Source organism: Haloarcula regularis (genome assembly GCF_029338315.1).
GTDB classification, from domain to species: domain Archaea; phylum Halobacteriota; class Halobacteria; order Halobacteriales; family Haloarculaceae; genus Haloarcula; species Haloarcula regularis.
Genome location: NZ_CP119794.1, coordinates 917,876 through 937,407, shown reverse-complemented (window position 1 = coordinate 937,407; position 19,532 = coordinate 917,876). Strand labels below are relative to the sequence as shown.

Below are 19,532 nucleotides of genomic sequence, written 5' to 3'. Positions count from 1 at the left end.
CGGTCGCGGGTCAGGAGCCTCCGTCTTCGGTCGGTAACTCGACGACGAAGACGGCGCCGTCGTGGTCGCCGTCCTCGACCCACACCTCGCCGCCGTACCCCTCGACGAGCGTCTGGACGAGGTACAGGCCGAGGCCGCTCCCGCGGCTCCCGAGCCCCTTCTCGCCTTTGCTGAAGATGGTCTCCCGGCGGGACGGGTCGATTCCCGGTCCGTTGTCGGCGACGCGGACGGTCACGGTGCCGTCCCCCAGCGACGCCGAGACGCTCACCTCGGGCACGTCGGCGTCGTTGTGCTGGACGGCGTTTCAGCAGGTTCCGGAACACCGACCGCAGCATGTCGTCGGCGAGCACGCTGACGTCGTCTAGGTCTCCTTCGAGGCGCACCGTCGCCTCGGGATAGGTCGCCCGGAGGTCCTCGAGCTCGGCCTCGAGTGCCGTCCCGAGATCGAGTGGACGTCGGGTGTCGGCCTCCGAGAGCATCACGCTGGCCATCTCGCGGGCGGTCCGCGTGAGTTCGACGGCGTGGGTCGCGCTCTCGAGGATGGTCTCGGCGTACTCGCGCCGGGTGTCGTCCGGGTCGTCCGCGAGCAGTTCCGCGTATGCCACCACCAGCTGGAGGTCGTTCCGGATGTCGTGGCGCAGGACCTGGTTGAGCACGTCCAGGTCGTCGCGCTGGATTTTGAGTCGCTCCGCGTACTCCGTTCGTTCGGTGACGTCGCGGCTGCTGACGAGCAGGCCGTCGATGACCTCGTCGTCCAGGCGGTTCTGTATCGTCGCCTCTATCCAGCGCCAGGACCCGTCTGCGTGGCGGAACTTCGTCTGGACGGTCCGGGGCTCCTCGGGGGTCTCACGGACGTCCGCTATCGCCTCCGCGACCACCGCCGCGGTCGAGTCCGGCTGGAAGTCGAAGCCGTTCTCGCCGACGAGGTCCTCGGGCGCGTAGCCCAGGACCTCGTGCACCGAGGGGCTCACGTAGGTGATGACCCCGTCGGTGTCGATGACCGTCACGACGTCCTTCGAGGCTTCGAGCATCGCCTCGTAGCGCTCGAGTTCCCGGTCACGCTCTGCCATTCCGGTGAGGTCGGTCCCCGTGCCGACCAGCCGCGTCACCGTCTCCCCCTCGACGACCGGCACCAGCCTGGTCCGCCACCGACACGTCCCGGCGGGAACCGCGAGCGTCTCCTCGTAGGTCACCGGTTCACCCGTCTCGACACAGTGGCTGTAGGTGGCGGCGATCTCGGCGCCCTGCTCGGCGCCGAAGAGCGCCCGTGGCGTCGCTCCCCGGAGCTGGTCTCTCGAGAATCCGGTCTGTCGTCTGTACGCTTCGTTGCTCTGGCTGAGGGTGAACGTGTAGTCGTCCCCCGCGTGGTCGACGTCGACGAGGAAGACGGCCTCGTCGATAGCGTCGACCATCGTTTCGTAGACGCTGCCCCTGTCTCTGTCCCCTGCCGGCGCGGAACCCCCGCCGGACTCGTCGCAGTCCCCCATCTTCTCGTGAGAGGTGTGTGTCGTGCAACCAAATACGTGTAGGTCTCTGCCGGCCGTCAACTGAACCCGGGGTGGCTCTGTTCGCTCTCGAACGCCCGGCCTCGAGTGCCACGGCAGTCACCAGACGCCGCGGGTGGGGCGGACCACCACCCTGTCGCGGTGACCGAGATTCGGTTCCGGAGTGAGGCCAACATTCATTCGCCAGGCGCGCGCGAATCCGCTATGGCGCCGCCAGCCGAGACGAACTCGCTCGAGGTCCGATGGTTCGACGCCGGCCCGCCACCGACCTCTCTGACCGATTGGGTCACCGGGCTGGGTGACGTCACGACGGCGACGCGAACGGACCTGTACCTCTCGCCGCCGGCACCCGCGGTCAACGTCAAACTCCGTGGCGGCGACGCCCATGCGCTCGAGATAAAACAGCGCCTGGCAGCACTCGGGTCGCATGCGTTCGGGCCGGCTGTCACCGGCCGACTCGAACAGTGGTACAAGTGGCGGTTCTCGCTTTCGGAGGCACCGGCCCTGTGGGACGCCGACCGGAGCGGGCTGTGGCACCCGGTGGAGAAGACCCGGCTGCTGGTCCGTCTCGACGACGACCACCCGGTCCTCGCCGAGCGTCTCTCCGAGGCCGGCGTGACCGCCCACGCCGAAGTGACGGCTGTCGAGGCGGGGGACACCAGCGCCTGGACCTGTGGGCTGGAGGCGACGGGGCCGCCGACGCAACTGGTGCCGTCGCTGCGCGCGGTTGGGGACGCCCTGTTCGACGAGGCGTTCCCGCTGTCGCTCGACGCCTCACAGTCTGTCGGGTACAGTGCCTGGCTGGGGGCGGCCCTCGCTGACGACGACGCGGACCCGTCGGTCCTCACGTCGGCAGACCGGTGATCCGCGGGACGTGGCCGTCACTCGCTCGCGTCGTCGTAGCGCGAGACGTAGACGACCAGCAAGAGCAACACCCCGAGTCCGATGCCCACCGTCGTCACCCCGTAGATGGCGACCCCCAGCGGCGTCGGCGGGAGCGGGATGATCCCGAACAGCGCCGGCTGGAGGTTCTCCGGGCGGATGACGCCGAGCACGTACCCCATCACGCCCGCCAGCGCGACGATGGCGACGTAGATGCGGACGACGATTCTGTCGCCGGATCTCGCGGCGACTGCTTCGCTCATACCCGAGCGTAGGCCGCGAGACGATTAGCCTTTTTCACTTCCGTCCCCTACGGAGCGTATGTCCCAGAAGGAACTGCTGTTCCTCGTGCTCTCCGGCATCGCCGTGATGATGTTCGTGACCGCCATGGTGCTGGTCGCCGGCGCGGCCTGACTGCCCCCGTGTGCTCACCGGCGGGCCGCGCTCTCTGCCGTCCAGTGTCACTGCGCCACCGGAACAGGTCGTCACTCGCCGGTTCGTCGGCTCTGCGGGTGTATCTACGTCCGCCGTCGTAAAAACAGGGCGCCGCGTCTCAGTCGTCCGCGTCGGTCCGCTCGCCGCCGTCGGGCAGCACCGACTGCTCGTCGTCTTCACCGCCGTCGGCGACGGCCGTCTCGAGCTTGCGGTCGAACCACTCGAACTCGCGGTCGAGCATGCCGTCGCGCTCCAGGTTCCACGGGTCGCCGTCCTGGACGACCGGGCCCTCGAGCCACGACTGGACGAGGTTCCAGACGAAGATTATCTGGCCGATGAACAGGATGACCGCACCGACGGACGCGGCGATGTGGAACGTCTCGACCTGTGCCAGCGGCGCGATGGCGCCGTCGAACTGGTAAGTCGCGTACCGGCGGGGCATCCCGAGGTAGCCGAGCGCCAGCATCGCGAAAGGTGATGTTCGTCCCGACCATCGAGAGCCAGAAGTGGGCCTTGCCGAGGGTGCGCTGGTACATCCGACCGGTGAAGACCGGGAACCAGTAGTAGATGCCGGCGAAGGCGGCAAAGCCGATGGCACCCATGACGATGTAGTGGAAGTGACCCACCACGTAGTAGGTGTCGTGGAGGATGAGGTTGACCGGGACGGCGGCGAGGAAGACGCCGGTCACGCCGCCGATGATGAAGTTCGCGATGAAGCCGATACAGAACAGCATCGGCGTCGTCAGGCGAAGCCGACCGTTCCACATCGTCGTGATCCAGTTGAACGTCTTGACTGCACTCGGGATGGCGATAGCGATCGAGACGGCCATGAACGAGGCCCGCAGCCGCGGGTCCATGCCCGTCGAGAACATGTGGTGGGCCCAGACGCCAAAGGACAGCACGCCGATGGCCAGCGTCGAGTAGACGACGAACTTGAAGCCAAAGAGTTTCCGACCGGAGAACTTCGGCAGGATGAGACTGACCAGCCCCATCGGCGGCAGGACGAGGATGTACACCTCGGGGTGGCCGAAGAACCAGAACAGGTGCTGCCAGAGCAGCGGGCCGCCGCCCTCGACGGCGAAGAACGTCGTCGCGAGGTTGCGGTCGAGCAACAGCATGACGATGGCGCTGCCCAGCAGCGGGAAGGCAAAGAGGATGAGCGCCGACTGGGTGAGGATGGTCCACGAGAAGATGTCGAGCGTCGCCCAGCTCACGTCGTCGTCACGCTCGGTGAAGATGGTCGCGATGAAGTTGATGGCCCCCATCGTGGCCGCGACGCCGGAGAGGTGCAGGCCCAGCAGCATGAAGTCGACGCCGGGGTTGGTCTGTTCGACCGACAGCGGCGTGTACATCGTCCAGTGGTCTGGGCGGGCTCGATCATGTTGCCCGTGATGGGCGCGAGGAAGAACCCGGCCCAGATGAGCAGCGCCGCGGGCGGGAGCAGCCAGAACGCGATGGCGTTGATGCGCGGGAACGCCATGTCATCGGCGCCGATGAGCAGCGGGATGAAGTAGTTCGCGAACGCCGCGATGATGGGCGTCCCGAACAGGAACAGCATCGTGATGCCGTGGCTCGTCAGGATGCCGTTGTACGCGTTTGGCCCCAGTAGCGCGCCGGCGGGCGTGACCAGCTGGAGTCGGATGAGCATCGCCATGATGCCGCCCACGGCGAGCGCGATGACCGCGTAGGCCCCGTAGAGGAGGCCGATGTCCTTGTGGTCGACGGTCGTCAGCCAGCGGATGACCCCCGCCGGTTTCTCTCTGTGGACGACGGTCTCACCGGTGGCGGAACCCCCTCCCGCCAGCGGCGTGTACGACCGCCAGTCCTCGATACGTGTCAAAAGCGCGGCGATGCCGACGAGGAGGACGGCCATCAACCCCGTCAGCAATAGATCTCCTGCTGCCATGGTCGCCTGTGAGGACTAGACGATAATGAAAGGGTCGGTTCCGCGCCGCCGTCGGTCGGTCAGTCCCCGTCGTCAGGCGTCGTCGTCAGTCCGCTCGAGCGACGGTTCGGCGTCCGCTCCGTCGTCGTCGAGCGCCGCCGTCTCCGCGGTCGTTCCCTCGACCTTCGGGTCGCTCTCGGCCGGTTCCTCGAGCGCGGCTGCCTCCGCTGCCTTCTCGGCGTTCTCGATGGCCCGCCCGGCGTAGTAGGTCAGCACGCCCAGCAGGAGGAACATCGAGATCATCAGCGCGAACTGCATCCCGGAGAACACCGGGTCGACGCCGAACGCGGGCACGACGGCGAACGCGGCGATGAAAAAGAGGATGATACCCAGCGGGATGAAGTTGACAGTGAGGTCGAGCAGGGTGTCCTTCTCGAATCCGAACAGTGCCATGGATAAATCAGGGTTAGCACAGGGCGGTAAATAGACTGTTGGTTTCGCTCAGCGTTGCACTCCTCGTCACCAGCGACCCGGATCGCGGCATCACCCCTCGATACACGGATCACAGCATTGCCCGTGTGCCACGTTGCGTGAATGACGACGAAAAATGGGTGCAACTGAGACGCAGTCCGCTGTATCGATTGCCCGGCCGGGACAGATACCTCCCGCACTCCTCGACCGGGGTTCGAACTGGACCGCGGGTATCCTCTACGCTTCGGTCTCAGTCGGTTCGTCAGTCGGTTCCTCGGTTGGTTCTTCGGTCGGTTCGTCAGTCGGTTCCTCGGTTGGTTCTTCGGTCGGTTCGTCAGTCGGTTCCTCGGTTGGTTCTTCGGTCGGTTCGTCAGTCGGTTCCTCGGTTGGTTCTTCGGTCGGTTCGTCAGTCGGTTCCTCGGTTGGTTCTTCGGTCGGTTCGTCAGTCGGTTCCTCGGTTGGTTCTTCGGTCGGTTCTTCAGTCGGTTCCTCGGGCGGTGGGTCCTCTCCCGGGGTTTCGACGGTGATGAGCGCCGACTGTCCGAAGTCCCGGGTGAAGACGCTGTGGATGTACGTCCCCGGACTGACGCCGCTCGCGTCGACCTGGAACTGGACCGTCGAATTGTCCTCAGCGTCGAGGGTGACATCCCGCGCCTCGATAAGGCCACCCTGGAACCGGAACTCGACGGACTGCCTGCTGACGAACGCGTTGGGGTTGGAGACGGTCGCGTTCACGGTAAACTCGCTGCCGACTTCGACAGCAGTGGGGGCCGAGAGGTTCGACACTCCGAAGGACTGCACGTCGTCGACGACCTGGATCTGTGCTGGCGCACCCTCGGACCGCGTGTACACGCCGTGGAAGTACGAACCGGTTTCGACGTCCGACGTATCGAGGGTGTAGGAGACGGTCGTCGAGTTCCCGGCCGCGAGTTCGACCTGGTCGCGGACCACGACGGTGCCGTCGAACCTGAAGACGACTTCCTGCGTGTCTGCCACGTCGTTCGGGTTCGTTATCGTCGCACTGACGGTCACCGAGTCTCCCTGTTGGACGGACGGGGGTGCCGAGAGGTTCGAGACGGTGTACGACTCACCCTCCGTGAGCTCCTCCGACTCGACAGTGACGTTGGCCGCGTCAGTGACCGGGGACCCGTCTGCTGTCACGTACGGACCGTCCGCCGCGCCGTCCGTCGCGACGAAGTCGTACGTCTCGTTGGCGTTGGTGTCCAGATGCGGCATCGCGATGAGCGTCTCGTTTTCGGTGAGCTCGCTTTGATCGAATTCAGCGCCCGGGACGTCGAACAGCGTGATCTCGACGTCCTCGTGCTCACCGGGCTCGAGGTACTCGCTTACCCCGATGACGCTCCCGACAACGTTGCCCTCTAACAGGCTGCTGTCGTGTACGACGACGAACCCGCCCTCGGAGACGTTGACCGAGTCGACGGTGACTGTCGTCCCTTCCGTCGTCTGGTCGGAGAACGAGACCGTCGCGACGCCGACGTTCCCGACGTTCCCGGCGTTCCCGGCCTGTTGTAACGACGCGCCGGCAAAGCCTATCGCGATCGAAGACGATACGAGCATCAACAGCACCAGCGAGAGTGCTGTGACTTTTCTGGTATGTGTGTGCATCCTTCGCAATCGAAGTGTCACGATGTCTAATAACGTGACAACCTTTCATCCGGCGGTGTGATAGTTCGATTGTATTACCAGCGATAGCACATAGTTACCTTGCTGGACGTCACGTCGACCTGCCTATCGAAGGGTGAAAACCTCAAATAATGTATGAAAACTGGCGGGAGATGAGCCGTCTTGATCGAACCAGGGGCCGACTTGAGGCGACACCCGAGGACTGGGTCCTGGTGGCCCATACCGCTCTGATCTCGATCGGTACTCCGAAATTACCCGAGGCTGATGCGTATCGGTGTCGGTGTTCATATTATATTCACTAGCATACCCTCGCCACGAGCGGTTCGGATCGGTGGGACGTGGAATAGTAGGTGATATACTCCTCGTGATGGGTAGATATATACTACTGCTGACCGGTTTTCGAACCCGGTATCTCTGGCCTACCGGTTGATATGTGGCTGCTACCCGCTTGGCGGATAATTACTCTCGACCGAGTGTGTAAAATTCCTCGTTCGGACGCATGTCCGCGAGGTGAGCCATCCGGTTCGAGAGGTTGAAACGAGGTGACGGCGCCGACGTCCCAGACGGCTTCCCGGGAGAAGCCGTGGTCTTCGAGGGCTTCGATGTCGTCCTCGCCCACGCGTGCGGGCGACTCGGTGAGCTTCACCGCGAAGTCGAGCATCGCTCGGTGGGCCTCGCCGACGTCCGCGGTCCGGTGGTTCGTCGCCAGTTGCTCGGCCAGCAGGGGGGCGTCGGCGTAGATACGGGTCAGCGCGCCGTGGGCGACGACACAGTAGAGACAGTCGTTGACGCCGCTTACCGCCACGATTATCATCTCGATCTCGGCGCGCTCGAGCGCGCTGTCCTCGACCAGCGCGTCGTAGTACTCGAAGAAGGCGCGGAACTGCGAGGGTCGGTAGGAAAGCGCCGAGAAGACGTTCGGGGTGAAGCCGGCGTCCTCGGTCTCTCGTTCGATGCGTTCGCGCACGTCGGCGGGCAGGTCCGCCTCGTCCGGGACGGGGAACCGGGTCATCGCTGGTTCGGTCATACTCGACAGACGGCCGCCCGCACCGTCAGCGTGTCGGCGTCAGACCGCAGATTGCTCTACGAGCGACCCGACACTACCCATCGCGGCCATCACGATGCCCGCGACGACGACGGCGACCATCCGCGAGAGCAGGCCGTTGTCGTCGATGTTCGCGACGTAGAACTCGCTCGCGGGAATCTGCCAGAGGGCGATGGCGGCGGCGACGAGCGCGAGCACCGCGCCCACTGCCACGAGCGTCGGCCACGGACGGGTGGCGTAGCCCGACTCGGTGAGGATGCCGGCGACGCTGCCACCGAAGAGGATGAGGCCGAAGACGGCCACCGGAAACAGGCCGACGAACACGCCCACCTCCGACAGCGCGAGGCCGAGTGCGACGAACACCGGCCACGGGCTGGCGGTCCGATACTGGTCGCTCAACCCCGGTTGCTCTTCCATACCCCCTCATTACGAGTCGGGCGACATATGCCCATCGGACTCGGCGTTCTGGCCGGTCTGGGCACAAACTATTTGTCTTCGATGGGGCTTCCATGAGGTAATGACCACACGTACAGACGAACGGGTCGGTGACTGGGATTCGGTCCCGTTCGCGGGCGGGTACGCGGGCCTGCAGGAACTCGCCGCGGACGAGTTCTCGGGCGCCGTCCTCGCCGGCCCGACGCGACTGTTCATGCTGAACGGGACGGTCGTCGGGGTCCTCGACGGCGACATCGAGGACCTCCAGGACGCTGCTGGCACCGCCCGCGAGGCTCCACACGAAGCACTCCCCCTGCTCGCGGTGATGCAGAACCGCGCCGACGAGGTGCGGGCGAAGTACTACACCGAAGAGACCCATCGAGGAAGTCGACCGGACGCTTGCCGACGGGAAGTTCACCGGGTTCGTCGAGCTCTCCGAGAACGTCCTCTCGGGCGACTACTACGTCGTCTACCACCAGGGCCGTTCGATGAGCGTCGCCTGGGTCGGGTCGGCCGAGCGGTTGCTAACAGACGACGAGGCCTTCGACCAGGCTAACGGTGAGGTGGGCATCTACGAGGTCAAGCCCGTCGACATCACGCCGATAGAGATACCCGAACCCGAGGGAGCCACGGAGGAAGACGAGGGCGCGGGCGCAGTCGCCGCCGAGGAGGCCACGGACTCGCCGTCCGAGGTGGTCGACGACGAGGACGACGCGACGGGCGCCGACGAGTCCGGGGAAGCGGTGGCGGACGCGCCGCCGGCGGGTGGCGGCAGCGACGGAGGCGTCGAATCCGAGTCAAGAGAGGAAGTCAGCGCCCGGTCGAGCGGCGGCCCACCGGGGTCGAAGGCCGCCGGCTCGAGCCAGGGGGCGTCGGTCCGCTCCGGCGGCGAGGCCGACGACACAGCCGCCGAGGCGTCGACCGACACGGCAGATCAGGCGACGCCGGCGGACGTCGCGTCGAGCACGGAGCCGACACAGCCAAAGCCGGAACCGGCCCGGCAACAGTCCGACGCGGCCGACTCGGGCGTCGAACGGTACGACCCGACGCCGAAGACCGAGCCGACGAGCGAACGAACGGCGTCGAGCGGCGAGTCGCCCCAGACGCCCGACCGGCAGCCGGAGGACGGGGCCGTCCAGACCGGGCCGACGAGCCAACAGCGAGACGAGAGCCTGGCGAACGCCGAGACGAGCACCGACACGAGCGGCGACAGCGACGGTCCGACCACGGCAGCGGACCTCGAGACGCGCTCGATTCCGTCCGTTGACCCCGAGCGCTCGGTCTCGGTCGATCAGTCGACCGCGAGTGCATCCGAGGGCGACCTCGGGGCCGACGCCGGCCCGCGCCGTGACCGACCCCGGGCGGGGACGTCCGAGTCGCGCCAGACGCGCCGGCCACCGACGCAGTCCTCGAGTCCGTCGACACACCCGACCCCGACCCATTCGGGCGAGAGCAGCGACACCACACCGGACCCGGGCGAGGTCGAGTCCCTGGAGTCGGAACTGGCGGACCGCGAGGACGAGATTTCCCGCCTGGAGGCCGAAGTCGACTCGCTGGAGTCGACGGCCGAGGACCTCCGTGCCGAACGTGACCGCCTTCAGTCTGACCTGGAGGAGGCACGCGGCGAGATCGAGCGCTTGGAGCGCCAGCTCGAGGAGGCCGGTGGTGCGGGCACCGGTTCCGGGACCGCCCTCACCGCCGGCGACGCCATCGGCAAGACCAACCTGTTCGTCCGGTATCACTCCAAGGGCGAAGCCACCCTGGCGAAAGCCCACGACGGCGAGGTCGGGCGCGACGCGGTCGAGGAGAACCTGCGCCTCGAGTACCACACCCAGTTCGAGGCCGAGGACGCGTCCGTCGACGGCGAACCGTTCGAGGAGTTCCTCCAGGGGACGATGCAGTACCGCTTCGTCGACTGGCTCATCCGCCACCTGCTCTACGAGATCGCCAACACTGGCCACGCGAGCGGGATGCAGGACCTCTTCGACGCCATCCCCCGAATCGACCGTGCGGAGCTCAACGGCCAGGTGTCGGTGACCTACGTCGAGAACGGCGAGGAACACCGCTCTCAGGAGCGTTTCGACGTGGTCGTCCGCGACCGGATGGGCAACCCGCTCGTCGTCGCGAACATGAACGACTCGCGCGACCCCGCCACCGAAGAGCAGATGACGACGCTTGTCCGCGACGGCGAGCGCGTGGGCAACGCCTCCGAGACACTCGCGGCGGCGTTCCTGGTCACCAGCAGCTTCTTCGAACCGGGTGCCCTGGAGACCGCCGAGGAGGCGACCTCGAGCGGGCTGTTCAGCCGGGACAAACGCGACAGTTACGTGAACCTCTCGCGCAAGGACGGGTACCACCTCTGTCTGCTCGAAGCGAGAAACCAGGAGTTCCACCTGGCGGTACCCGAACTGTAGCGAGACGAAAACAGTCGTCCTAACCTTCTATCTCGGCGGCGTCTTCGATCTTCATGCCCTCGAGCTTCTCGATGATCTCGTCGATCTTCTCGTCTAAGTCGTCGACGAACTCGCCGGTCTGCTCGGTGGTGATTGCACCCTGGCTGGAGGGCTCGATGAGGTTCTCCTCCTCGAGCACGCGCAGCGAGTAGCGAACCTTGTGGTGGGGATATCCAGTCTCGTTGGACATCTTCACGATACCGATAGGCTCGTTCTCAATCACCATGCGGAGCACCTGGAGGTGTCGCTCCAGCATGTCTACTTCCTTCTCAAGCCTGTCTATCATGGCAATTGTTAACTTGTGTTTGCGGGGTTTAAAAGTTACCCTCCTCTACCCGCCTTTGCCGGTTGTTTTCTACGGACAGCGGCGTGATAAAGCCATCGCAACCGTTCACATGTGAACGGCTGACAGCCGGCGACGGGCAGCGAACCGGGCGTTCGGACCGTAATCTGTTTACCACGGTGGGCGGAATGGTCGTGCGATGACCGTAACCATCGTCGGCTCACAGCTCGGCGACGAAGGGAAGGGCGGCATCGTCGACCTGTATGGCGACGACGCTGACGTCGTTGCCCGCTACCAGGGCGGCGACAACGCCGGCCACACCGTCGTCCACGAGGGCGAGGAGTACAAGCTCTCGCTCGTCCCGAGCGGAGCCATCCGCGGCAAGGTCGGCGTGCTCGGCAACGGGTGCGTCGTCAACCCGCGGACGCTGTTCGACGAGATCGACACGCTGCAGCAACGTGGCCTCGACCCCGACGTCCGCGTCGCGGAGCGCGCCCACGTCATCCTCCCGTACCACCGCGTCCTCGACGGCATCGAGGAGGAGGTAAAGAGCGAGGACGACCAGGAGGTCGGGACCACCGGCCGGGGCATCGGCCCGACATACGAGGACAAGGCCGGCCGCCGGGGCGTCCGTATCGGGGACCTGTTGGCCCCCGACGTCCTCCGGGAGCGACTCGAGTACGCCGTCCCGCAGAAGCGCGCGCTGGCCGAGGAGGTCTACGGCGTCGATCTCGATGACCTCGAGGATCCCGAGGCCTTCGACGTCGACGCGCTCTTCGAGGAGTTCCGCGAGTACGGCCGCCGCTTCGAGGACAACGGGATGACCGTCAACGCCGGCGAGTTCCTCTCGGCGGCGATGGCCGACGGCCAGAACGTGATGATCGAGGGCGCCCAGGGGACCATCATCGACATCGACCACGGGAACTACCCCTTCGTCACCTCCTCGAACCCCACCGCCGGCGGCGCGGCCGTCGGCACCGGCCTGAGCCCTGGAGTCGTCGGCGGCGGCGACGTCGTCGGTATCGTGAAGGCCTACCTCACCCGGGTCGGCAGCGGCCCGCTGCCGACCGAACTCGGCGGCGTCGTCGGCGACACGCCGGGCTACGAGGGCGACGAGGAGGGCCCCGAGGAGGAGCTGGCCCACTACATCCGCGAGGAGGGCGGCGAGTACGGCACCGTCACCGGACGGCCCCGACGGGTCGGCTGGCTCGACATGCCGATGCTGCGCCACGCGACCCGCGTCTCCGGATTCGACGGCCTCGCCATCAACCACCTGGACGTGCTCGGCGGGCTGGACGAGGTCAAGGTCGGCCACACCTACACGCTCGACGGCGAGGAACTGTCCACGATGCCGTCCACCACCGAACAGTGGGCCCGCTGTGAGGCGACTCACCGGACCTTCGATGGCTGGGACGACGTGGACTGGGGCGCGGTAGCCGACGAGGGCTACGACGCGCTGCCCGAGAACGCACGGGCCTACGTCGAGTACATCGAGGACGAGCTCGACACGCCGGCCTACGCCATCGGCGTCGGGCCCGGCCGCGGCGAGACCATCGTCCGCGAACACCCCTTCTAGACGGCGCTCGCACCCCCGACCTTCGGGAGAGCGGCAGACTTTTGCGGCCACCAGCCCACCCCCGACGTATGAAAGAGGACCTGATGGACATCATCTGCTGTCCGCTGGACAAACACGCCCTCGAACTCACCGTCGAGGAGCGTGAGGACGAGGAGATACTCACCGGCGAACTCGTCTGCACCGAGTGTGGCGAGGCGTTCCCCATCGAGGACGGCATCCCCAACCTCCTCCCGCCGGACATGCGCGACGAAGCCCCCGCCTGAACCTTTTTTTACCTGTCGCGCCGGAGTCAACTATGTGACAGACGCCCTGCCCGTGCACGTCAACCGTCAGGAGCTCCACGGACTGGAGGTTCCGACGGCCTTCGAGGCCGACGGGAGCTTCGACGTCCGCGTCGTCAACCACGGCGAGGCGCTCCACGTGCACCTGCACATCGACGACGACCTGTCGGCGGCGGCGACGCTGGCGGCATCGAACCACTACGTCGACGGGGAGTCGGAGCGGCGGGTCCGCATCGAGGTCGACGAGGAGGCGTCGTTCCCGGTCAGGGGCTCGCTCAAGGTGGTCACGGGCTACGGGGCCCAGACGCGCTACGTCGACGTCGAGATACACGAACCCGCGGCCGGCGAGGAGTCGGTCCTGGTCGACGAGTCGCTCTCGAAACCGCAACCAGGGCCCGAGCAGGGGACGGGCTCGCTGCTCCCGGAGGACCAGTCGGTCCCGGTACTCGCGCTGGGAGGCGTCGCCCTGCTCTTTGCCGTCGTCGCCGTCGTCGTCTTCGACAACGTCGGGCTCCTCCTGGGGTCGCTCGCCGTCGTCGGCGCCGCGCTCCTGGCGCTGTACGTCCGCGGGTCGGGGTGACTCACTCCCCGCCGTCGCGGTCGGTGGGGGCGCCGCTCAGGTTGCCCTCGCCGTCGAACCGCTTCGCCCGGAGGAACCGTGCCCGGTAGCGGTTCGCGTCCTCGTAGACGTCGGCCTCGCGGATGTCGCCGACGCTTCCGTCTGCCACGGCGTCGACGATGCCCTCGACCTGTTCTTTCTCGCTGGGCGTGAGCTCGAACTCGTAGGTCCGGGACTCCTCGCTCTCGAGTTTCGTCCACTGCCGGGCGGCCGCGATGACCACCGAGCAGGGCTCGCGACACGGGACGACGCCGTCGCCGCCGTCCACGTCGAGCTCGGTCTCGTCGTCGTAGTGCCACTCGCGGCGCTTCAGACACTGCGAGTCGGCACAGCAGGCCTCGGCCACCCAGTTGACGTGTTCGTAGCCCTCGCCGCGGTCCCAGGTCTGGACGACGCCGTAGATGCCGGTCTGTCGCTCGACCGTCTCGTGCCAGTGGGTGACGTCGAGCTCGCCCTCGCGCTCGCGGTGCCAGTTGGCGACCGACGCCGGGTAGAACGTCTCGACCGTCTCGACGAGGTCGGCTGCCGAGCGGTCGGCAAAGCGCCACCCGGTCCGGAGCGTCGGGGCCGACTTCAGCGGGCGGTAGCGCCCCCGCTCGTCGTGTTTCGCGAGGTCGCGGGCCGCCCGCGGGTCCTCGTGGGCAGTCAGGGCGGCGGGGTCCGCCCGCGCGTCGTCGACGTGGCGGACGTGGTACCGGCGTTCGCCCCCGTCGTCGACAGTCGCGGTGACCCGAAGCTGGCCCCACTCGGAGACCACGCCGTCGGCCAGGTTCTCGAGGCGACGCTCCAGGGCCGTCTCCTCGGCGTCCTCGAGCCACCGGAGGAACGCCCAGCGGTCGGCCTTCTGTGGCGCGACGGCGTGCCAGAAGTACCAGTTACGGACGAAGGGGGAGTCGGCGGCCACGGCACGCAGGTCGTCCTCGTTCAGCGCGCCGTGGGTCTCCTCGGGCGTCTCGAACGCGTAGCGGTCCCCCTCTCGGTCGACGCGAAGGTCGTCGAAGGCGATGCCGTCGGGAGCGGTCGCCACCAGCGCGTCCACGTGGTCGCCGTGCATACCGGGAGACAGGGCTCCCGCGAAAAAAACGAGTCGGTCTGAGACAGCCCCGGTCAGTCCCCGGCGGCGGGGTTCGCGCCGCTGGTCCGCTCGCGGACCTGTTCGATGGCGGCTTCGACGTCTGCCCCGGCGTCGGCGGCCCGTTCGAGCACGACGTCGGCCATCAGGGGTTCGGTCCCCACCGCGCCGGCGTACCAGATGTCGTGGCCGTCGACGGCCGTGGGGACGTCGTAGCCCAGCCGGTAGTCGTCGGTCAGGCCCATATCCTCGGGGATGTCCTCCTGGGTGTGGAAGCCGTCGGCGATGAACAGGGGGACGACGACGATGTCGTCGCTCTCGAAGTACTCAGTGACGTCGTCGACCTCCGGGTCCTCGTCCATGAACAGCGCCTGTACCTCGTCGAAGCGGCCCCGGTCGCGGATGCGGCCGGCGTGGTACTCGATGGCCTTCGCGGAGTTCTCGTTGCGCTCGGTGCCGTGGCCGACCACCGCCAGGCCAACGCCCTCGCCGATGTCGGGGTCGCCGGTGACCGACTCGGCGCGCTGGACGATGACGTCGCTCATCGCGTCGTGGGTCCCCACCGGGCCGCAGTAGTGGACGGTCTGCCCGGTGTCATCGGCGGTGAGCGTCGCGTGCGTGGCGCTCGTCCCGTCGGAGCTCCACAGGTCCGGGTCCCAGCCCCCGAGGCGGAACTCCCGGGGGATGACCTGCTCGGTGAAGTAGCCCTCCGAGATAAAGAGCGGGACGAGGTACACCTCGTCGGCGTCGACGGTCCGCAGCGCCTCTCGGAACGACGGTTCTTCCTTCCAGAACGACTCCCGGACCTCCGCGAACGCGCCGGTCGCGCGGATGGTGTCCGCGTGGGTGTAGGTCGGCGTGCTCGACTCGGCGTTCAGGTGCGAGCCGTGGGCGGCGATGACGAGCGCTGGAGCCATACCTCGGGATTAGGACGAACCGTTCATAGGGGCTTCGCCCGCGAGTCGCACGGGTTTGTCCCCACCGGCGTCAGGTCGGGTATGTCACTCGCGAGCGAGACGCGCGACGCCGTCCGGGCGCGCCCCTTCCTCTATGATGCGCTCCGGGCGGGTGTCGTCAACTACACCGCCGCCGCCAGGACGCTCGACGTCGACGGTGAGGTAGACGCCGTCGCGACGGCGTTGCGCCGGTTCGCCGAGGAGTTGCCGGAGTACAGTCCGCCCGCGGGCGAGGCGCGCGTGTCGATGGAAACCGGCCTGGGGCCCGTGGACGCGGAGACGACGGACCCGTTGCTGGTCGTCGGTGACGCGCGCTTCGGGCGCGACGCCGGGTCACTGACGGCCGTCGTCGCCACCGGTGACCTCTCCGGGGCGGCGCTGGCCGACGTGCTCGGCCGGTCTGGAACCGCGGACGTCGACGTCGAGGCCGCCGCGGTCGGCGGCGAGACGCTGGTTGTCGTCGTCGAACGTCGCGACGGGCCGGACACGCTCCGTCTCGTAGAGGCCGCGGTCGGCCGGTAGCGCCCGTAGCGACCGCGCGGGGCATCCGACGAGTTAAAGCGGGCGCGGACAGACCCTCCTGCTAATGACGCTGCGCGTGACGAACACGCTGACCGGCGAGAAAGAGCCCTTCGAGCCGCGCGACCCCGACTCGGTGCTGCTGTACTACTGCGGGCTGACGACGTCGGACCCGCCCCATCTGGGCCACGCCCGCGGGTGGGTCCACGTCGACGTGATGTGTCGCTGGCTCGAACACCTGGGCTACGACGTCCGTCACGTCGAGAACTTCACCGACGTCAACGAGAAGATCGTCGCCCGCGTCGGCGAGGACGGTGACAGCGAGGCCGACGTCGCCCGTCACTACGTCCAGCAGGTCATCGAGGACATGCGCTCGCTGAACTTAGAGCGCGCTGAGGTCTACCCCCGGGTCTCCGAACACGTCCCGGAGATCATCTCGCTCGTAGAGCGCCTCGTCGAGTCGGGCCACGCCTACGAGGCCAACGGCTCGGTGTACTTCGACGTTCGCAGCTTCGAGGACTACGGCAAACTGTCGAATCAGACCGTCGAGGACATCGAGTCACAGGGCGAGACCGCCGAGTCGGAGAAGCGCCACCCGGCCGACTTCGCGCTCTGGAAGGCCGGCGGCGTCACCCCCGCGGACATCGAGGAACACCAGCACCCCGAGGCCGCACCGGCCGCGGAGGCCTGCGAGACGGCCCAGACCTGGGACTCGCCGTGGGGCGAGGGACGGCCGGGCTGGCACATCGAGTGCTCCGCGATGTCGATGACCCACTTAGACGAGTCCATCGACGTCCACGTCGGCGGCCAGGACCTCGTCTTCCCCCACCACGAGAACGAGGTTGCCCAGAGCGAGGCCGCGACCGGCGAGCAGTTCGCGACGTACTGGCTCCACGTCCGTCTGCTGGAGACGAAAGGCGAGAAGATGTCCTCCTCGCTGGGCAACTACTTCACCGTCAGCGACGCCGTCGCGGAGTTCGGTCCGGACGTCCTCCGGACGTTCCTGCTCTCGACGGCCTACAGCTCCAGCGCCGTCTACAGCGAGGCGACCATCGCCGAGGCCCAGGAGCGCTGGGACCGCCTCCAGCGGGGTTACGAACGCGCCGTCGAGGCCTGCGACGACGTCGAGGCGTACGCGACGGTCGCGGACGAGGCGCTCAGGTCGGCCGTCGAGGAGGTCCGCGCGGACTTCGAGGCGGCGATGAACGACGATTTCAACACCCGCGAGGCGACGACGGCGCTGCTCGACCTCACCGCCGCCGTCAACACCCACGTCGACGCCCACGACCGCTACGACTACCGCGGCCTGCGGCGAGCCGTCGAGGCCTTCGAGGACCTGGGCGGGACCGTGCTTGGCCTGTCCTTCGGCGAGCGCGACGACGGCGAGGTGACCATCGCCGGCGACCTCGTCGAACTCATTCTCGAGGTCCGCGAGCAGGAGCGGGAGGCCGGAAACTACGAGCGGGCCGACGACCTGCGCGGCGAACTCGAGGCACTCGGCGTCGAGGTGCAAGACACCGACGACGGTCCCACCTACCGGCTCTGAGGTATCGGCACCCCTACCGTCGTCTTTTCGTCGGATCTGGTGCTTTTGGGGTCGTTGGAGCGACGTCCCGACACGCCCAGGGCCGGCTCGCTGTGCTGTGTTGCCGACGACTGCTATCACGCGTCAGCACGAATTTATATACTCTATCGGCGTACCTAGGGTCGTTATGAAATGCTTACCAAGTAGTTCTCAATCCGTCCGGCTCCTGATTGCGACGTTCGTCGTGGTCTCGGTCGCGTCGTTCGGGGTCGCCCCAGCCCTCGCGCAATCCGACCAGCCGGCGTGGGCCGACGAGATGTTCGGGAGCTTCGGGGGATTCGTCTCGACGTACAACGAGAACGTCGACGCGAGTGACCTCGGCATCGCCGCCGACCAGCTGAAAAACGAGCGCGTGAATCTAATTGTCACCGACGCAGACGGCACGCAAGGCACTGCGTCGTTCCGAATGAACGCGCAACTCCAGATTCAGGAGCTCGAACAGGGGACTCGTGACGACGCGACGCTGAAGATGACGACTGACCGGGCGACCATCGACAGGATTCTCGAATCGAACACCCCCACGACCGCGTTCCAGAACGCTCTCATGGACGGGGACATCCGGATTGACGGCATCGGGGTCGTCAACTCACTGAAATGGGCCGTAATCAACGTGCTGGCGAGCCTGTTCTGATAGCTTCCGATCGAGATCTTCACCGACGTACTCGGCCCCGTAACGCCTGTGACTCCGATTCAAGGGGGATCCGGGCGTCCTCTCGATTCTGTCATCGGAACGTGCTGGTCCCGTCAGTGGCGAGCCGGTTACACCCAGGCACGAAGACGGGACTGCGAGGCTAGGAAGCCGTGCCGGGCGACGAATTACACGACGAGCTCGCGGCGCTCGGTGTCCGGGTACCGAGCGCGCACGACGGCATCGCCCTCGGGTTGTAAGCAACGACTTCCGTCACGCCGACCACCGCCCTTCCGTGGCTCGGGTCCTGACAGGAGGTGTATACCAATACCTTCCCTGCACGTCAGTGGAACGTACGATGAACCTGTTCTACGCAAACTCGCGGCCGGTCCGCATCCTCCTGGCACTCGGACTGCTGCTCGTCGTGGCCTCGCTGTCCTCGACTGGTGTGACCATCTGACCCGAGTGAGCTCGTAGCCGAGTGACTGTCGCCAACACCCCCAATCGAGCGCAGCAACCGCTCTGGGACGGGTCCCCTAGCTGACTGGCTCTGCCCGATCCGGGCCGATGTCCGACACGTGTTCTTTTTTTACACCACGGGGCGTCTGGTAGGCACACCATGCGAACCGAACTCCTCACCGCGCTCGTCGCCCTCCTCGTCGTCTCCTCCGGCTGTGTTGGTCTCATCACCGGCGAAACCGTCGCCTTCGAGGCCGAGCCCGCGGCGGTCGACGACGCGGCGCTCGAGACGACCGGCTACGACGAGGCCCGCGCCGAGGCACAGACCGTGACCCGGAACGTGTCCGTCGTCGGGCAGGAACGGACGGTCAGAATCACGAACCACGTCGCCGAGTACAACCGCTCGGTCGAACTCGGGCCACTGGGTGAGCTTGAGCTGGCCCGGCTCATCGTCCTCTCGACGCCCGGGGCGACCGTCGCCGGTCAGTCGCTGAACCCGCTCGCGAGCCAGTCCAACCGCCGCCTCGCCGAGCGACTCGTCCAGCGCTCCGGGCGCATCAGCGACGTCGCGAGCGAGGGCAACCGGACCGTCCAGATACTCGGCGAGGACCGCACTGTCAGCGAGTTCACCGGCACCTCGGAGGTCCAGGGCCAGGAGATAGACGTCCGCCTGCACGTCACCAGTTTCGAACACGATGGCGACGTGATCGTCGCCATCGCCGTCCACCCCGAGCGCATCGACGAGCGAGACCGGGTCGACACGCTCATGGGCGCTATCCAGCATCCCACCTCCTGACGC

At 66.9% G+C, this 19,532-nt stretch carries 17 protein-coding genes and 4 pseudogenes; 10 read left to right on the top strand and 11 right to left on the bottom strand.

Annotation, left to right across the window (positions count from 1 at the left end):
• Positions 1-10: 10 nt before the first annotated feature.
• A pseudogene (locus P1N55_RS05100) lies at positions 11-292 on the bottom strand (ATP-binding protein); the annotation flags it as partial.
• Positions 293-542: 250 nt separating this feature from the next.
• Positions 543-1,412, bottom strand: a pseudogene (locus tag P1N55_RS19895) (PAS domain-containing protein); the annotation flags it as partial.
• A 297-nt stretch (positions 1,413-1,709) separates the two neighbouring features.
• On the opposite strand from P1N55_RS19895, the gene P1N55_RS05090 reads away from it, so the two are divergent.
• On the top strand, positions 1,710-2,369 hold the full coding sequence (locus P1N55_RS05090) for a hypothetical protein (protein WP_276277876.1): 660 nt from the start codon (positions 1,710-1,712) through the stop codon (positions 2,367-2,369).
• Positions 2,370-2,386: 17 nt separating this feature from the next.
• Here P1N55_RS05090 and P1N55_RS05085 read toward each other — a convergent pair whose 3' ends face one another.
• From P1N55_RS05085 to P1N55_RS05060, 6 genes and pseudogenes are all read right to left on the bottom strand, one after another.
• The gene (locus P1N55_RS05085) at positions 2,387-2,650 is read right to left on the bottom strand and encodes a DUF7520 family protein (RefSeq protein ID WP_276277875.1); all 264 of its coding nucleotides are present in this window, start codon (positions 2,648-2,650) and stop codon (positions 2,387-2,389) included.
• Between the two features lie 290 nt (positions 2,651-2,940).
• Positions 2,941-4,728: pseudogene (locus P1N55_RS05080) on the bottom strand (cbb3-type cytochrome c oxidase subunit I).
• A 72-nt stretch (positions 4,729-4,800) separates the two neighbouring features.
• Positions 4,801-5,160 carry a DUF6684 family protein gene (locus P1N55_RS05075; RefSeq protein ID WP_276277874.1) on the bottom strand — a complete coding sequence of 120 codons (360 nt, stop codon included), beginning with the start codon at positions 5,158-5,160 and terminating at the stop codon, positions 4,801-4,803.
• Between the two features lie 255 nt (positions 5,161-5,415).
• Entirely contained in the window at positions 5,416-6,804 is a 1,389-nt protein-coding gene (locus P1N55_RS05070) for a DUF7282 domain-containing protein (RefSeq protein ID WP_276277873.1), read from the bottom strand.
• Between the two features lie 477 nt (positions 6,805-7,281).
• Positions 7,282-7,849, bottom strand: a pseudogene (locus tag P1N55_RS05065) (peroxidase-related enzyme).
• 39 nt (positions 7,850-7,888) lie between these two features.
• Positions 7,889-8,284 (bottom strand): DUF7541 family protein, encoded by a 396-nt coding sequence (locus P1N55_RS05060; RefSeq protein WP_276277872.1) that lies wholly within the window; start codon positions 8,282-8,284, stop codon positions 7,889-7,891.
• A 100-nt stretch (positions 8,285-8,384) separates the two neighbouring features.
• Between P1N55_RS05060 and P1N55_RS19625 the strand changes: the two genes are divergently transcribed.
• Positions 8,385-8,858: a hypothetical protein gene (locus tag P1N55_RS19625; protein ID WP_346430004.1), complete on the top strand. Its 474-nt coding sequence runs from the start codon at positions 8,385-8,387 to the stop codon at positions 8,856-8,858.
• Entirely contained in the window at positions 8,791-10,716 is a 1,926-nt protein-coding gene (locus P1N55_RS05055) for a DUF7527 domain-containing protein (RefSeq protein ID WP_346430003.1), read from the top strand. The genes P1N55_RS19625 and P1N55_RS05055 overlap by 68 nt, the downstream gene beginning before the upstream one ends.
• A 19-nt stretch (positions 10,717-10,735) precedes the next feature.
• Here the strand turns inward: P1N55_RS05055 and P1N55_RS05050 are convergent, their stop codons facing one another.
• Entirely contained in the window at positions 10,736-11,041 is a 306-nt protein-coding gene (locus tag P1N55_RS05050; RefSeq protein WP_135304560.1) for a hypothetical protein, read from the bottom strand.
• 196 nt (positions 11,042-11,237) lie between these two features.
• Between P1N55_RS05050 and P1N55_RS05045 the strand changes: the two genes are divergently transcribed.
• The 3 genes from P1N55_RS05045 to P1N55_RS05035 all read left to right on the top strand — a co-directional run bounded on the left by P1N55_RS05045 (position 11,238) and on the right by P1N55_RS05035 (position 13,475).
• Entirely contained in the window at positions 11,238-12,614 is a 1,377-nt protein-coding gene (locus P1N55_RS05045; RefSeq protein WP_276277871.1) for an adenylosuccinate synthase, read from the top strand.
• A gap of 68 nt (positions 12,615-12,682) precedes the next feature.
• Positions 12,683-12,877, top strand: coding sequence for a methytransferase partner Trm112 (locus tag P1N55_RS05040; RefSeq protein ID WP_276277870.1), 195 nt, complete (start codon positions 12,683-12,685; stop codon positions 12,875-12,877).
• Between the two features lie 34 nt (positions 12,878-12,911).
• Complete coding sequence (locus P1N55_RS05035) at positions 12,912-13,475, top strand: DUF7524 family protein (protein ID WP_276277869.1); 564 nt, start codon at positions 12,912-12,914, stop codon at positions 13,473-13,475.
• A gap of 1 nt (position 13,476) precedes the next feature.
• Here P1N55_RS05035 and P1N55_RS05030 read toward each other — a convergent pair whose 3' ends face one another.
• Positions 13,477-14,568 carry a DR2241 family protein gene (locus P1N55_RS05030; RefSeq protein ID WP_276277868.1) on the bottom strand — a complete coding sequence of 364 codons (1,092 nt, stop codon included), beginning with the start codon at positions 14,566-14,568 and terminating at the stop codon, positions 13,477-13,479.
• A 53-nt stretch (positions 14,569-14,621) separates the two neighbouring features.
• On the bottom strand, positions 14,622-15,503 hold the full coding sequence (locus P1N55_RS05025; RefSeq protein ID WP_276277867.1) for a CbiX/SirB N-terminal domain-containing protein: 882 nt from the start codon (positions 15,501-15,503) through the stop codon (positions 14,622-14,624).
• An 81-nt stretch (positions 15,504-15,584) separates the two neighbouring features.
• Between P1N55_RS05025 and P1N55_RS05020 the strand changes: the two genes are divergently transcribed.
• The 4 genes from P1N55_RS05020 (at position 15,585) to P1N55_RS05005 (ending at position 19,529) form a co-directional block, all read left to right on the top strand.
• Positions 15,585-16,064: a DUF7523 family protein gene (locus P1N55_RS05020; RefSeq protein ID WP_276277866.1), complete on the top strand. Its 480-nt coding sequence runs from the start codon at positions 15,585-15,587 to the stop codon at positions 16,062-16,064.
• A gap of 64 nt (positions 16,065-16,128) precedes the next feature.
• Positions 16,129-17,607, top strand: a complete 1,479-nt coding sequence (gene cysS / locus P1N55_RS05015) for a cysteine--tRNA ligase (protein ID WP_276277865.1) — start codon at positions 16,129-16,131, stop codon at positions 17,605-17,607.
• A gap of 223 nt (positions 17,608-17,830) precedes the next feature.
• Positions 17,831-18,277: a hypothetical protein gene (locus P1N55_RS05010; RefSeq protein ID WP_276277864.1), complete on the top strand. Its 447-nt coding sequence runs from the start codon at positions 17,831-17,833 to the stop codon at positions 18,275-18,277.
• A 616-nt stretch (positions 18,278-18,893) separates the two neighbouring features.
• On the top strand, positions 18,894-19,529 hold the full coding sequence (locus P1N55_RS05005) for a DUF6517 family protein (RefSeq protein WP_276277863.1): 636 nt from the start codon (positions 18,894-18,896) through the stop codon (positions 19,527-19,529).
• The last annotated feature ends 3 nt before the right edge of the window (positions 19,530-19,532 follow it).

Excerpts from the sequence above, each read along its gene's own strand:
- P1N55_RS05090 (WP_276277876.1), top strand. The coding sequence starts at position 1,710 with ATGGCGCCGCCAGCCGAGACGAACTCGCTCGAGGTCCGATGGTTCGAC.
- P1N55_RS05085 (WP_276277875.1), bottom strand. The coding sequence starts at position 2,650 with ATGAGCGAAGCAGTCGCCGCGAGATCCGGCGACAGAATCGTCGTCCGC.
- P1N55_RS05075 (WP_276277874.1), bottom strand. The coding sequence starts at position 5,160 with ATGGCACTGTTCGGATTCGAGAAGGACACCCTGCTCGACCTCACTGTC.
- P1N55_RS05070 (WP_276277873.1), bottom strand. The coding sequence starts at position 6,804 with ATGCACACACATACCAGAAAAGTCACAGCACTCTCGCTGGTGCTGTTG.
- P1N55_RS05060 (WP_276277872.1), bottom strand. The coding sequence starts at position 8,284 with ATGGAAGAGCAACCGGGGTTGAGCGACCAGTATCGGACCGCCAGCCCG.
- P1N55_RS19625 (WP_346430004.1), top strand. The coding sequence starts at position 8,385 with ATGACCACACGTACAGACGAACGGGTCGGTGACTGGGATTCGGTCCCG.
- P1N55_RS05055 (WP_346430003.1), top strand. The coding sequence starts at position 8,791 with ATGAGCGTCGCCTGGGTCGGGTCGGCCGAGCGGTTGCTAACAGACGAC.
- P1N55_RS05050 (WP_135304560.1), bottom strand. The coding sequence starts at position 11,041 with ATGATAGACAGGCTTGAGAAGGAAGTAGACATGCTGGAGCGACACCTC.
- P1N55_RS05045 (WP_276277871.1), top strand. The coding sequence starts at position 11,238 with ATGACCGTAACCATCGTCGGCTCACAGCTCGGCGACGAAGGGAAGGGC.
- P1N55_RS05040 (WP_276277870.1), top strand. The coding sequence starts at position 12,683 with ATGAAAGAGGACCTGATGGACATCATCTGCTGTCCGCTGGACAAACAC.
- P1N55_RS05030 (WP_276277868.1), bottom strand. The coding sequence starts at position 14,568 with ATGCACGGCGACCACGTGGACGCGCTGGTGGCGACCGCTCCCGACGGC.
- P1N55_RS05025 (WP_276277867.1), bottom strand. The coding sequence starts at position 15,503 with ATGGCTCCAGCGCTCGTCATCGCCGCCCACGGCTCGCACCTGAACGCC.
- P1N55_RS05020 (WP_276277866.1), top strand. The coding sequence starts at position 15,585 with ATGTCACTCGCGAGCGAGACGCGCGACGCCGTCCGGGCGCGCCCCTTC.
- cysS (WP_276277865.1), top strand. The coding sequence starts at position 16,129 with ATGACGCTGCGCGTGACGAACACGCTGACCGGCGAGAAAGAGCCCTTC.
- P1N55_RS05005 (WP_276277863.1), top strand. The coding sequence starts at position 18,894 with ATGCGAACCGAACTCCTCACCGCGCTCGTCGCCCTCCTCGTCGTCTCC.